Annotated in this window: 13 protein-coding genes; 10 read left to right on the top strand and 3 right to left on the bottom strand. The window is 45.1% G+C overall.

The genetic code is table 11. The features are described from left to right. Positions 1–4 precede the first annotated feature (4 nt). The 4 genes from walK to AC58QD_RS26275 all read left to right on the top strand — a co-directional run bounded on the left by walK (position 5) and on the right by AC58QD_RS26275 (position 4,954). A complete protein-coding gene (gene walK, locus AC58QD_RS26290) occupies positions 5–1,849 on the top strand; it encodes a cell wall metabolism sensor histidine kinase WalK (protein ID WP_497338003.1) in 1,845 nt (614 codons plus the stop codon). After that, on the top strand, positions 1,846–3,120 hold the full coding sequence (locus AC58QD_RS26285; RefSeq protein ID WP_497338002.1) for a YycH family regulatory protein: 1,275 nt from the start codon (positions 1,846–1,848) through the stop codon (positions 3,118–3,120). Before walK ends, AC58QD_RS26285 begins: the two co-directional genes overlap by 4 nt. A gap of 235 nt (positions 3,121–3,355) precedes the next feature. Continuing rightward, positions 3,356–4,108, top strand: coding sequence for a two-component system regulatory protein YycI (gene yycI / locus AC58QD_RS26280; protein ID WP_497338001.1), 753 nt, complete (start codon positions 3,356–3,358; stop codon positions 4,106–4,108). Between the two features lie 30 nt (positions 4,109–4,138). Then, a complete protein-coding gene (locus AC58QD_RS26275) occupies positions 4,139–4,954 on the top strand; it encodes an MBL fold metallo-hydrolase (RefSeq protein ID WP_497338000.1) in 816 nt (271 codons plus the stop codon). On the opposite strand, the gene AC58QD_RS26270 is transcribed toward AC58QD_RS26275, so the two are convergent. After that, the gene (locus AC58QD_RS26270; RefSeq protein WP_497337999.1) at positions 4,920–5,129 is read right to left on the bottom strand and encodes a hypothetical protein; all 210 of its coding nucleotides are present in this window, start codon (positions 5,127–5,129) and stop codon (positions 4,920–4,922) included. The genes AC58QD_RS26275 and AC58QD_RS26270 overlap by 35 nt on opposite strands. Positions 5,130–5,328: 199 nt before the next feature. Here AC58QD_RS26270 and AC58QD_RS26265 point away from each other — a divergent pair, with 199 nt between their 5' ends. From AC58QD_RS26265 to AC58QD_RS26250, 4 genes are all read left to right on the top strand, one after another. Further along, positions 5,329–6,540, top strand: a complete 1,212-nt coding sequence (locus AC58QD_RS26265) for a S1C family serine protease (RefSeq protein WP_497337998.1) — start codon at positions 5,329–5,331, stop codon at positions 6,538–6,540. A 3-nt stretch (positions 6,541–6,543) separates the two neighbouring features. Then, entirely contained in the window at positions 6,544–6,711 is a 168-nt protein-coding gene (locus tag AC58QD_RS26260) for a CxxH/CxxC protein (protein ID WP_497337997.1), read from the top strand. A gap of 92 nt (positions 6,712–6,803) precedes the next feature. Next, on the top strand, positions 6,804–7,286 hold the full coding sequence (gene rlmH, locus AC58QD_RS26255) for a 23S rRNA (pseudouridine(1915)-N(3))-methyltransferase RlmH (RefSeq protein ID WP_497337996.1): 483 nt from the start codon (positions 6,804–6,806) through the stop codon (positions 7,284–7,286). 32 nt (positions 7,287–7,318) lie between these two features. Then, the gene (locus AC58QD_RS26250) at positions 7,319–7,759 is read left to right on the top strand and encodes a hypothetical protein (RefSeq protein ID WP_497337995.1); all 441 of its coding nucleotides are present in this window, start codon (positions 7,319–7,321) and stop codon (positions 7,757–7,759) included. Here the strand turns inward: AC58QD_RS26250 and AC58QD_RS26245 are convergent. After that, positions 7,752–7,919, bottom strand: a complete 168-nt coding sequence (locus AC58QD_RS26245) for an IS3 family transposase (protein WP_497337994.1) — start codon at positions 7,917–7,919, stop codon at positions 7,752–7,754. The genes AC58QD_RS26250 and AC58QD_RS26245 overlap by 8 nt on opposite strands. Further along, positions 7,916–8,533: an IS3 family transposase gene (locus AC58QD_RS26240; RefSeq protein WP_497337993.1), complete on the bottom strand. Its 618-nt coding sequence runs from the start codon at positions 8,531–8,533 to the stop codon at positions 7,916–7,918. The genes AC58QD_RS26245 and AC58QD_RS26240 overlap by 4 nt, the downstream gene beginning before the upstream one ends. 215 nt (positions 8,534–8,748) lie before the next feature. Here AC58QD_RS26240 and AC58QD_RS26235 point away from each other — a divergent pair, with 215 nt between their 5' ends. After that, a complete protein-coding gene (locus tag AC58QD_RS26235) occupies positions 8,749–9,762 on the top strand; it encodes an AAA family ATPase (RefSeq protein WP_497337992.1) in 1,014 nt (337 codons plus the stop codon). A gap of 8 nt (positions 9,763–9,770) precedes the next feature. Next, entirely contained in the window at positions 9,771–12,179 is a 2,409-nt protein-coding gene (locus AC58QD_RS26230; protein ID WP_497337991.1) for a S8 family peptidase, read from the top strand. Positions 12,180–12,200: the final 21 nt, after the last annotated feature.

The following is a 12,200-nucleotide window of genomic DNA, read 5'->3' as shown; positions in this document are numbered from 1 at the left end:
GACAATGAAAGGCATGAAGCTATTCCAGACGATACAAATTCGGCTCATTATCATCTACGTGCTGCTCATTCTGATCGCGATGCAGCTCATAGGTGTGTATTTCGTTCGAGCGATGGAGCGATCCTTCATTGATAATTTCTCGGTCTCGTTGAATTCACAGGCGAGGCTGCTGACTGAATTTGTCGATGATTTTATAGCAGAGAGTCAGGACGCGACAGCTAATCAAGAAAGCAAGAAGTCTTTTGCAGATTTGAACGAAGTCGTGAATAGCCTGATTGATATTAGCGCTGCCGAGATCCAGATCATAGATGCGAATGGCTTTGTGCTTAGCACCTCTTTGCAGAGTAATTCAGCCAGAGTGGGCCAGAAGACAACACAACCCGAAGTTATATCTGCCTTGCAAGGGATCAAGGACAATGAGTCCGAGTATATAGATGAAAAAGGTGAACGAAAGAAGATTGTAGCTCAGCCTGTAGGAGACGACTCCAAAGTAATCGGGGCTGTCTATATTGTCGCTTCGATGGAACCGTTGTACAAAACGATGAACGGGATCAATCAGATCTTCCTCACCGGTACGATTATTGCGTTAATTCTTACAGCGGGACTAGGCGTTATTCTGTCCAGCACGATCACCAATCCGATAAAAGAGATTACAAGGCAGGCAACAGCAATGGCCGAGGGTAATTTCAACCAGGTGGTGCGGGTAAAAGGGCCTGATGAGATTGGACAACTCGGCAATGCTTTTAATTATATGACAGATCGATTGAAAGAAGCATTAGCCCTTAACGAAGAAGAGAAGGAGAAGCTGTCCTCTATTCTCTCCAACATGAATGATGGGGTAATAGCGTCGGATGACCAAGGTAAAGTAATCGTGATTAACCGCAGAGCTCGACAGATGCTGCGGATCGGCAATGTTGACATTCGCTATCAGGAGGTGTGGGATATACTCGGCATGCCTCGCGAGGCTGTTGAGTCCCATGCCCATGGACAGCAACAAATAGCCTTAATTCATATTGGGGAAGACGAAGAGGAGGAGCCAGTTACAATCCGGATTATGTTCACCCCTATCTTTCGAAGAGATAAAGGAACGGCTGCAGGTACGATTGCGGTCTTACAGGACGTAACCGAGCAGGAAAAGCTGGAGCAGGCGCGCCGTGAGTTCGTAGCTAATGTATCTCATGAGCTCAGGACTCCTCTTACGACGATTAAAAGCTACTTAGAAGCATTAGATGACGGAGCCGTGGAAGACAAGGCATTGGCACATCGGTTCGTCGGAGTAATGCGTAATGAAACGGAGCGAATGATCCGACTTGTTAATGATCTATTGCATCTATCTCGTCTGGATTCGCGCAAATCCCAGCTTTCCAAGGTTAAAACATCAGTGTTGGAGATGCTGGAGGAGGTTGCGGACCGATTCTCTTTCCAGATGCAGCAGAAAAACATACAAATTTCGATAAGCGTGGATTCTCAGATCGGCGAAGTGAAGCTGGATCGCGATCAGATTGATCAGGTGTTGGACAATCTCATATCCAATGCGATTAAATATACGGGTGAGGGCGGCTATATACAAATACAGAGCAAAAAGCTTGACCAGGATTGGATGGAATTCAAGGTTCAGGATACAGGAATCGGTATTCCTAAGAAGGATCTTAGCCGAATATTCGATCGATTCTATCGTGTAGATAAGGGGCGTTCACGCAGCATGGGCGGCACGGGACTCGGATTGTCGATTGCCCGGGAAATAGTCAAAGCCCATGGAGGTATGATTACTTTGGACTCCGAGTACAACAAGGGCACCAAAGTAACGTTCACACTGCCCCTGCAGAAGTGGGAGGGTGAAACGGGATGATGGAGAAATTGAAATCCATACTGCTTACCTTGATGATTGTTTCAAGCTTAATCCAAAGCTACCTTCTTGTATTCGGTGAACCGCGCCATGGCGCTGCCAAGGAGAACGAGTATGTAGAAGCAGATGTAGTCGGGACGAGGGTGTCGCTAGATGAATTGCTGTTCCCGGAAACCATAATTCTGCATTCGGGCAAGGAAACCCACACGGTGCTGTACCCTAACAATAGATTCTACACGTTGATTTTCGAATCGCTGAAGAAACGGACATTCGACAGCTTCCGACGATCCTCTTCCATTACAGTTAGTCCAGAGTGGGAAGAAATCCGCAACAAACAGCCGGGCGTGGAGATTCGATTCAATGAAGGGATCCCGTTCAGTGTGTTGAAGATGTTGTTCTTGCTGAAAGGCGACCTGCCGCTCGATAATGAGCTAGTGCAACGAATCTGGATCTTTACCAAAGATGTTAAGGAAGATGTGAAGACTTACTTCCTGACGGAATACAACACTTATGAGGCGAGAGCCGATCTGAATAATAAAGATATTGAGGGTTATGTCGGATTCAATGAGCTGCAGCCTACCTATCGTTCCAAGGACGGGGAAATCTATTTGCCCGACACTGCTATTGAAATGACCAAATTCCGCGTACCTTACGAGCCGATGACGGTGGAGCAATTCACGAAGACTTTGTTCGTGGACCCGCGCAATACGCGGAATTTCGGCAATAGGGACGGCTCTGAGATCTATACAGACGGAAAGCGCGGACTCCAGATCCGGAATGATCAGATGTGGATGAGTTATACCGACCCGATTCCTTCCGTAGAAAGTCGCAACGATATCAAGGAGAACCTTAACTCAGCGGTAGCGTTCGTGAATCAGCATGGAGGTTGGAACGGACAGTTCGCCGTTAAGACGATTCCGCAGACCCCAATGTTCGGCAAACAGATGTTCACGTTCCGCCAGTACTTTGATTCTTACCCGATCATGAGTGAGAAGCCGGAAGGCTTCGGGCTCATTAAGCTGGTGCTGCAAAAGGGTGTTGTAGCCACCTATGATCGTTCCATGCTGTCACTCGGAAGCCGGACACTGGAGCGAAGCTTGACCACGATCAGAGGCGGGAAGCCGTTAGAAGACTGGTTAGCCGCTAATCCTAGACGTCCATCCATCGTAGGGGTATATCCCGCGTATCAGCCCGTGGTGATGGAGAAGTATATAGAGTTGAACCCCGTATGGGCGGTTGAGTACAGGGACGGCACCTATGAGTTGATGAAATAACTTTGAACTGCTTAAATGACCGATGAAAAACTCATAAACACTCCGAATGGGATTAGGGCTCCAACCGCTGTTGAAACCAAGTCCTAGGATGGAATAGGAGCGAGGTGACGACTTGGTTTCAAAGGCGGCACGTGAACTTTCCGCTCCTAATCCCATCCTCCGTTTTGTGAGTTTCTCAGTGCAACAATTAAAACAGTTCAAGTTATAAGGGAAGAAGAAAGGAAGAGGGATAAATATGGACTGGGGACGAGCCAAAACAATATTGATTCTCTCTTTCTTGCTGCTGAATTTAACGCTGGGGTACGAGCTGTGGGCGAATCAGTGGCTCCTTGGCGACAAAAAAGCATCGGCGGATCAAGCGGTGGAGCTGAATAAATTAATGCAGACCCGCGGCATTCGTCTAGAGACCGAGATCCCCAAAGACGTACCCAAGATGAGAGAGATTGTGGTAAAATGGGTCGAAGGCAACAGCTATGGCCGGAAAATAGTTCTGGCAGAGCCGCTTAAATATAATCGCTTTATTAGTAAAGGCACTTTGAAAGAGCTGACCGACGGTCCGATCTCTAACTCGGAGGAGTATCGCTATGATCCTTTATCGGGCAAAGACGGGCAGTATATCATGAATCAGATGCATGGGGAGTACCCGATGTTCGATGTGAATCTCGAGCTGTTCATGACGAACGGAGAGATTAGCGCTTATAAGCAGACCTTTGTTGAAGTTGAAGAAGCTGGAGACGACAAGGAAGAGAAGAAGGTTATCGCGGCTTATACGGTACTGCGAACGCTAACGGAGAAATACTTGCCGAACGGGGCTGTCATACAAGATGTTCGTCTTGGGTACCATGGACAGATCTTTGACTCAGAGAAGCGATTGCTTGTTCCGACATGGCGAGTTGCTGTACAAGGTGGAGATCTGTTCTATGTGCATGGCTTCCGTGGCGATGTAGAAAGCTCTCAGGCCAACAATCGCGCAGCTACTGCGAAATAAAAGGGAAATGTAAGATAAGAGGAGAACGTCATGACTTTGCGATATACGGTATTAGCCAGCGGTTCGACGGGAAACTCTCTGCTTGTGGCAAATGAGCAGACGAAGGTATTGGTCGACGCTGGACTTAGTATGAAAAAGATTGAACAGCTTCTGCAAGAACGAGAGGTTCATGGAGCCGAACTGGATGCCATCCTTATTACGCATGAACACAGTGATCATATCAAAGGAGTAGGAGCGCTGGCGCGCAAATACGACCTTCCTGTATACGCCAACGAGAAAACATGGGAAGCCTTGAACAAGCAGCTTGGGGAGATCGCAGAGGAGAAGAAGAAGGTAGTCGAGCAAGGGGATATGCTTGAATTCGGCTTCGGCTCCCTACAGGTAGAGTCTTACTCGATCTCACATGATGCGGCAGACCCAGTAGGGTATTGTTTCTATGAGGGAGAACAGAAGCTTAGTCTTGCAACCGATCTCGGTTATGTCAGCAGTAAGGTAAAAGAGAAGATCAAGGACTCGAACGCGATCATCCTGGAGTCCAATCACGATATCGAGATGCTCCGTGTCGGCCATTACCCATGGAATATCAAACGACGGATACTGGGAGACACGGGGCACTTGTCCAACGTTGCTGCAGGTGAAGCGCTTTGCGAGATTATATCAGAACGAACAGAATCAGTATATTTGGCCCATTTGAGCAGGGACCACAATTTAATGGACTTGGCCAAACTTACCGTGAATAATGTATTAGAAGAAGGTGGCTTTCCAGCCGATGGTCGAAAGGTTAAGCTCATGGATACATACTTCGATCGCCCTACGAAATGGGATAAATTGAATCCGGAGTCATAAGCGAATCAAGCTCCAGCATCTTCGTTTCAATATCTTGTCGGTGTAACAATCCTTTATCAATCAGCAGCTCCATCATCGCGCTCAGCAGCAAGCTGTTGCGGTAGTGCTCTTCCTTCAGGTCGGCAAGCTTCGCAATCATATTGACTTCCTGCATGTGGGAATGGATTCGGTTCATGGAATCATCTCTCCTTTTTTTGGCTTCTCTCGCTCTTCTTTAAGGAATCTAGTAGAATAGTATGATAGGGTTTATAGATTTAGAATCTCTTTTTGTAGTTGTAGCACTGTATTATTCCTTATTGTTGGCAAAAGAGCGTGCTGTCATGCGTGACAGAGCATAATTTTCATAGAAAGTCCTTGAAGGGAGAGAAGCGGCGATGAGTTTATTCGATGATGATTTCTACACGACGAAGGTTCCGAAGACGGCTCCGTGGAAGAGCAGCTGGACCAAGCGAAGCATCACAAGTCCCTATAAAGTCGGAGTTGTCGCTGCAATGGCTGGGGGAGGTATCCTGCTCGCGATTATGGTGATCTGGGCCATAGTAGGGCTATCCTCTAGCCTAGGCCAAAGGAACGCGCCTGTAGCAGCGCCTGCGATGTCGACAGATGACTATGTGCAGTGGCGCAGCGATACGGTGGTAAAGGCCGTGAATGCAGTGAAGCCAACCGTTGTCAGCATCATAAGTGCGGGTAAGGAAGCGGATAAGAATCAGGCGCAGATGATCGGAATTGGTTCGGGTGTTATTTTCGAGAAGAACGGGAATAAGGCCTATGTGGTCACGAACAACCATGTAGTGCAGAATGCTACACAGGTCGAGGTTGTACTAGCGAGCGGAGTGCATAAGAAAGCGGATATCAAGGGTAGGGACATGATTACGGATCTGGCAGTGCTCGAGATGGATGCGGATGGGATCAAGGTATTCGCTGAATTCGGAGACTCAGGGAAGCTGCAGTCCGGAGAGACTGCGATTGCAATTGGTAATCCACTTGGCCTGGGCTTTTCGCAGACGACTACCGTTGGCGTAATCAGTTCACCTCAGCGGCGTATCCCGATTTCTTTTGCTAATGATGGCAACTACGATTGGGAAATGGACGTGATTCAGACAGATGCGGCCATTAACCAGGGTAACAGCGGCGGCGCATTAGTCAATCTGGACGGTAAAGTGGTAGGCATTAACAGTATGAAAGTATCGGAGACCGGCGTTGAAGGGCTTGGATTCGCGATCCCGATCAATCAGGCGAAGGAAACGATAGACAGCTTGATCAAGTATGGGAAGGTCAAACGACCTTATTTGGGAGTGACGACAGACGCTCTGCGTTCCTATAAAGGCATTGAAGGATTAAAATTACCCGAAACGGTGAAAAATGGTCTTATCGTAATGGATGCGGTTGGTCCTGCCAAGGAAGCGGGTCTAGCGGCTAATGACGTGATCACCGAGCTCGATGGGAAAGCCGTGTCAACGAATCTGATGCTTAGGCAGCATTTGTACCTGGAGAAGAAGATTGGGGATACCCTCAAGATTACTTACTACCGAGGTAGCAAAAAAACTACGGTTACGTTGACGCTTACGGAGAGGAAAGAGGAATAATGCATGTTCGTAGTCTGTAAAGAGCATCTGGAGCTTGCCCTCGATATGTTCGTCGATGAATATGAGGAAGCGCCAGACATCTATGATTTGAACGAAGTGAAGTTCACGGCTTGGGAGCCGCCGGCTCATTGTGAGCGGTGCAAGGAACCTCCGAAGTATCTGGTTATTTGAATAGATGGGGGAGACCGAGCGGTTGGGTGCTCCTCTTTTTTTGTTTAGGCTAAGCTTAGGGATGTAGTACAGGGAAAAGGGAGAGGGCAGCGTTGTTCATTCAGATCATTGCAGTAGGGAAGCTCAAGGAGAAGTACCTGGTAGATGGCATTGCGGAGTATGTGAAGCGCATGACGCCTTATGCGAAGCTGCAGATCGTGGAGGTCGCCGAGGAGAAGGCGCCGGAACGTCTGAGCGCTTCCGAGGAAGCGCAAGTGAAGCAGCGCGAGGGGGAGCGCATCCTCGCCGCGATCAAGAGCGACGACACCCACGTCATCGCCCTCGCGATCGAGGGGGCGACCTGGTCGTCGGAGGAGCTCGCGCGCCACATCGAGCAGCTCGGCACATACGGGACGAGCCAGCTCGCCTTCATCATCGGCGGCTCACTGGGGCTCGACGATGCGGTGCTCAGGCGCGCGGCCAGCAAGCTGTCGTTCGGGCGGATTACGCTGCCCCATCAGCTGATGCGGCTGGTGCTGGCGGAGCAGGTGTATCGGGCGTTTAAGATTATGCGGGGGGAACCGTACCATAAGTGACGGCGAAAAATATTCAGTAGGAGGATGCGAAAATGATCTACGACAGGGATGATTTTCTTTCGAGCATAGAGACCTATAAACATCAATTCCTTAATTTCATTGAACAAGAGAAGAAGAATCTTAGTTTTCAACAGAAGAGGTTTGAACAGATGGGGATTTTCAACTCCCTAAACAATCTAACTACTGCGGATTATTTCGAGTTCGAAGGAGACGAAACAGTTACGAAGAATGATATCATCCACTCTCTCCATAGCGGACTGATGATTACGACTTGTGGCAGGTTCGAGTACCACCTTATCGTACTTTGTGAGGTGGTGCAAAGGGCTTTAGAGATAGGGGTCAGCCATAAGGATGTGCATGGGAGCGGGGTTAGAAATGTCGCCAACTATCTTGATGCAATTTTTAGATTGAAAATAAGCAATAATCTGGACCTCTGTCAAGAAAGTAGAAACAATATAAGAAGTATTAGCTAATCGTGCTGTAGTAAAGGGACTCAAAACGATCTGGCGATAAGTAACCCAGAGAGCCGTGAATTCGCTTGCGATTGTAGAAAAGCTCAATGTACTCGAATATTTCTTGTTGCGCTTGTGCCTTGGTGCGGAATTTTGTACAGTAAATAAACTCTTTTTTCAAGACGCTGTGAAACGATTCGATGCAGGCGTTATCGTAGCAGTGCCCTTGCGGCTCATGCTGGCTTTCATTTTGTATGTCTCTAGTCGTGCACGGTATTCTTCCGAGGCATACTGTGAGCCCCGGTCCGAATGATGGATGAGTCCTTCACCAGGCTTTTGAGACTCGTAGGCTTGTTCCAGTGCAGTGAGTACCAAATCCGTCGTCATTCGGTCTGCGAGCTTCCAGCCCACGATCTTACGCGTATATAAGTCCAAGACACTCGCGAGATACAACCGGCCTTCACGGCACGGTACATACGTGATATCCGTTACACAGACCTTGTTAGGTGCAATCGTCTTAAAGTTCTGATTCAGCACGTTAGGCGCAATGGGCAGCGTGTGATTCGAATCGGTTGTGTTAACTCGAAACTTCTTGGATACACACGAACGCAGACCGTTCTCTTTCATGAGTATGCCTACGAGGCGCTCGGAAACCGTCCAGCCTTCACGTTGGAGTAACTTTCTAATTTTCGGGCTGCCATACCGCTTATTCGAGTCTAGGAAGAACCAGGTAATACGAGCCGCCAGTAATTGTCGACGACGCTGGTAACTGTTCTGGTTTTCTTTCTCCTGCACCCAGTTGTGCTGTTGATGGAGCAGGTGTATCGGGCGATTAGATTAATCGGGGGAACAGTATCACAAGTGACGGCGAAAAATTGGTGTTGTTTGCCCGAATCTGTTTGGGAAATCAAATGTAAAGAATAAATTAAACTTAAGGCAGCAGGGGAATACTGGTAAATGTCGAAATTAAGTATTAATGCTTATCACCCGGTTGGGTGAGGAGGAATATTGTGACTACAAATGATATTATAAAACGACTTTTTCTTGCTTTTTCTAAGCAAGATACCGAAGACTTTATAACAGTAGCTGAGGAGTTTATTGACTCTGAGAAGAGAAAAAAGCACAATATCGCAGCTAAGCAACTTAAAGATGCGTTATATGCGTCGACTAAAAATAGTAAGGCTGTAATTCATAGTAATCGTTATCGAGCAAACATTCCAATTCCGAGGGATAACGATAGTGGTTTTCCTTTGTTAGAAGTCAGGGAATATGATTTCTCGTGGGATGATCTTATAATATCCAACGAAAAGAAAATGATCTTGGAGCAGCTTTGTAATGAGATTCGTTCAGCGGATATTTTAGCAACATATAACCTAGTCCCAACTCGAAAAACTTTGTTTTGTGGATTGCCCGGAACAGGGAAAACGTTCTGCGCAAAAATATTGAGTTCAGTTCTACAAATCCCCTTGGTATACATTAACTTTGACGCAATAATTTCCTCATACCTAGGAGAGACTGCAACAAATTTACGTAAGGTGTTCGAGTTTATCAAGAATGGTATGTGGGTTGTTCTTTTTGATGAAGTTGATATTATTGGGAAAAATCGAGACGATCATCATGAACTTGGTGAAATCAAAAGAGTTGTTAATAACTTTTTACAAATGATTGATAATTTTGATGGTGAAAGTTTATTAATTTGTGCCACAAATCATCCTCATATACTGGATCCAGCCATTTGGCGGAGATTTGATGAAATAATAAGCTTCGAATTGCCGAACAAAGAAGAGAGAGAGAGACTTATAAAGCAATACCTAAAGCCAATCAAAAAAGATTCTACTCTGAATTTGTCGTTGATTGGAGAAGAAACTGAAGGATTTTCACCATCAGATTTGCAGCTCATGTGTAGGGAAGCAATGAAACGCGTGATTATAAACAACAAGGATATTCTGACCTCCGTAGAGATGAATTACGTGCTTACTCGTTATAAAGAACGATACGCTCTTCGTCAAAAAAATGGAGGATGAGTCCCTAAATGGTCCGACACAATCACTTACCGTTGCCACAATATGTTGAAGAACTTCCGAAGAAAACCTCCACCCAAAGGGGAGGAGGTTTTAAACTCCTTGGAACAAGGGATAAAATTCAATATCATCAGGAAAACACCCTGAAAGCAAACCAAATTGCTCAATCTTTTACTGAAATAAAACATAAGTTTCGTGGTACGATAAACCCCCATTTGATTTATAGAATTAAGGTAAACCAGAGTGTTGATATTCCAGGCTTTGAGAGAATCTTAAATGCAATGGGCGAACTGACTGTTCTTTCGGTGGCAGAAAATAGACAAGGATATTGGGTCGTATTTGCTAATGATGAAGAACTAAATGTATTTAAAAACAAGCTGGCTCAGTACTCCGGGGTTATTCCAGGGCGTTATAAGTATGAGTTTTTTCATGCTATTGATGGTATTGAGGACATCCCAATCGAAGAGAAAATAGGCGAAGGGTTAAGACAAAATCCTTTGAAGGAAGATCAACTTTATTATTTGAATGTTGAATTGTGGAGAATGGATGACGAGATACTTGACACATTTATAAGACAGCTTTCTCAAACCTATCGTGAAAACCCTCATTTTAGTGTAACAGATAAGCTGATTATGAAGTCATTTGCTCTTTTAAGGATCAAGCTAAACAAGGCGATTTTTGATGAAATTATTATGTTGAAAGAAATAGCAAGAATAGAAATACCGATGCTTCCAAGGTTCAATCCTTCTGAATATCGACAAATTGATGTTGAGGAGTTTGAAGCTACCGAACCACCAGAAGATGCAGCAGGGATTCTTGTCATTGATTCTGGGATTGTTTCAAATCATCCGTTATTAGAAAAAGCGGTTGGGGATGAGCAAAACTTCCAAGAGGGAGAACGTCAGACGCACGATGTCGCGGGTCACGGTACAGCGGTTGCAGGAAATAGTATCTATTATGATATTGAGCGTTGCATAGAAGAAAGGAAATTTTCTCCGACTAACTGGTTATTTTCCGCAAAAGTAATGTATGCTGAAAGAGACTTCCATGGCAACGTAACCCCTGTGTATGACCCGGAGAAACTGTTTGAGAATCAATTAAACGATGCCATCAGGACATTTTTAGATAATGTTGATAATCGAATCAAAGTAGTAAATATATCATTTGGAAACAGTTATGAATCATTAGGAAATGGTGGTAACCGCCAATTTCCTCTTGCTAATTTAATAGATGAATTAGCTTTAGAATACCGCAATGTTGTGTTTGTTATTTCTGCAGGTAATCAACAACCAAGTTTGTTTTATGATATTGAAGGGATTTTAAGGGAATATCCAAATTATTTGGTTGAAAATAGTGACTTTAAAATTATTAATCCAGCTACTTCGGCACTCTCACTCACCGTTGGATCTATCGCTACTTCTATCAGAGCAATGGAGCCTAGGCCAGGTCAAGATATTTGGCATACCATTGCAGATGTTGGACAACCATCTCCTTTTAGTAGAACAGGGTTCGGAATTAATGGAATGATGAAACCTGAAATCGTGGAGTATGGTGGCAATCTTATCTTAAGAGAAAACTATAACCGTGTAATTGAAAATATTGGAGGTAAAATTGCCCTTTTATCTAATAATCCAACCGAGGCTTTATTCAGCTTTGATACTGGGACAAGTTTTTCTGCACCTAAAGTATCAAATTTACTAGGGCAGATTGCTAACAGCTTCCCTGATAAATCAGCGAATTATATTAAGAACCTATTACTTCAATCAACAGAGCTTGCGCCTTCTGCAAATTTGGGATACACCGCGACCAAACAGGAAAAAGCACAATGGCAAATGACAGGATACGGAATTCCCAACGTGGAAAAAGCTATTTATTCATTAGATAACAGAATTGTTTTAATGGATGAGGGTATAATTGGCTTGAATAAAGTGAAGACGTATTCTGTGAATCTACCAAGTACCTTCTTTGAAACCAAAGGAACAAAAAAGATTTCAGCAGTGCTTACATTTGACCCTATTGTGAGAGCTACACGAGGTGACAGCTATTTAGGGGCACAAATGGAATTTAAGTTGTTTCATACCGTTATTCCTGACGAGATAATAGCGCACTATGCTGTTCAAGATGTTGAGGAAGCTGACGAAGAAGACACTACCCCTACCGCATTAAAGCCCTATGAGATTGGTTTAAAACCAGGTGTCAATATTAGAAACAAAGGATGCCACCAAAAAGCAATACGCCAGTTTAAAACCGCACAAATGGCAGCACCTATAACGCTTGTTGTAAGATGCCTTAATAAATGGATTTCAGATTTAACCTACACTCAAAATTACTGTATATCTTTAATAGTGGAACATTCGGCAGAGATTGACATTTATTCACCAGTTCGAACCGAAGTGTTGCAGAGAACACGTGTTAGATAAGCGCTCCACCAAGCCAAACCA

It is taken from the genome of Paenibacillus sp. J2R1T-4 (assembly GCF_059692235.1).
This window is presented reverse-complemented; position numbering and strand designations above follow the sequence as displayed.

What these genes read in the sequence shown, in the direction of transcription:
- walK (WP_497338003.1), top strand. Translation starts at nt 5, where the DNA reads ATGAAAGGCATGAAGCTATTCCAGACGATACAAATTCGGCTCATTATC.
- AC58QD_RS26285 (WP_497338002.1), top strand. Translation starts at nt 1,846, where the DNA reads ATGATGGAGAAATTGAAATCCATACTGCTTACCTTGATGATTGTTTCA.
- yycI (WP_497338001.1), top strand. Translation starts at nt 3,356, where the DNA reads ATGGACTGGGGACGAGCCAAAACAATATTGATTCTCTCTTTCTTGCTG.
- AC58QD_RS26275 (WP_497338000.1), top strand. Translation starts at nt 4,139, where the DNA reads ATGACTTTGCGATATACGGTATTAGCCAGCGGTTCGACGGGAAACTCT.
- AC58QD_RS26270 (WP_497337999.1), bottom strand. Translation starts at nt 5,129, where the DNA reads ATGAACCGAATCCATTCCCACATGCAGGAAGTCAATATGATTGCGAAG.
- AC58QD_RS26265 (WP_497337998.1), top strand. Translation starts at nt 5,329, where the DNA reads ATGAGTTTATTCGATGATGATTTCTACACGACGAAGGTTCCGAAGACG.
- AC58QD_RS26260 (WP_497337997.1), top strand. Translation starts at nt 6,544, where the DNA reads ATGTTCGTAGTCTGTAAAGAGCATCTGGAGCTTGCCCTCGATATGTTC.
- AC58QD_RS26250 (WP_497337995.1), top strand. Translation starts at nt 7,319, where the DNA reads ATGATCTACGACAGGGATGATTTTCTTTCGAGCATAGAGACCTATAAA.
- AC58QD_RS26230 (WP_497337991.1), top strand. Translation starts at nt 9,771, where the DNA reads ATGGTCCGACACAATCACTTACCGTTGCCACAATATGTTGAAGAACTT.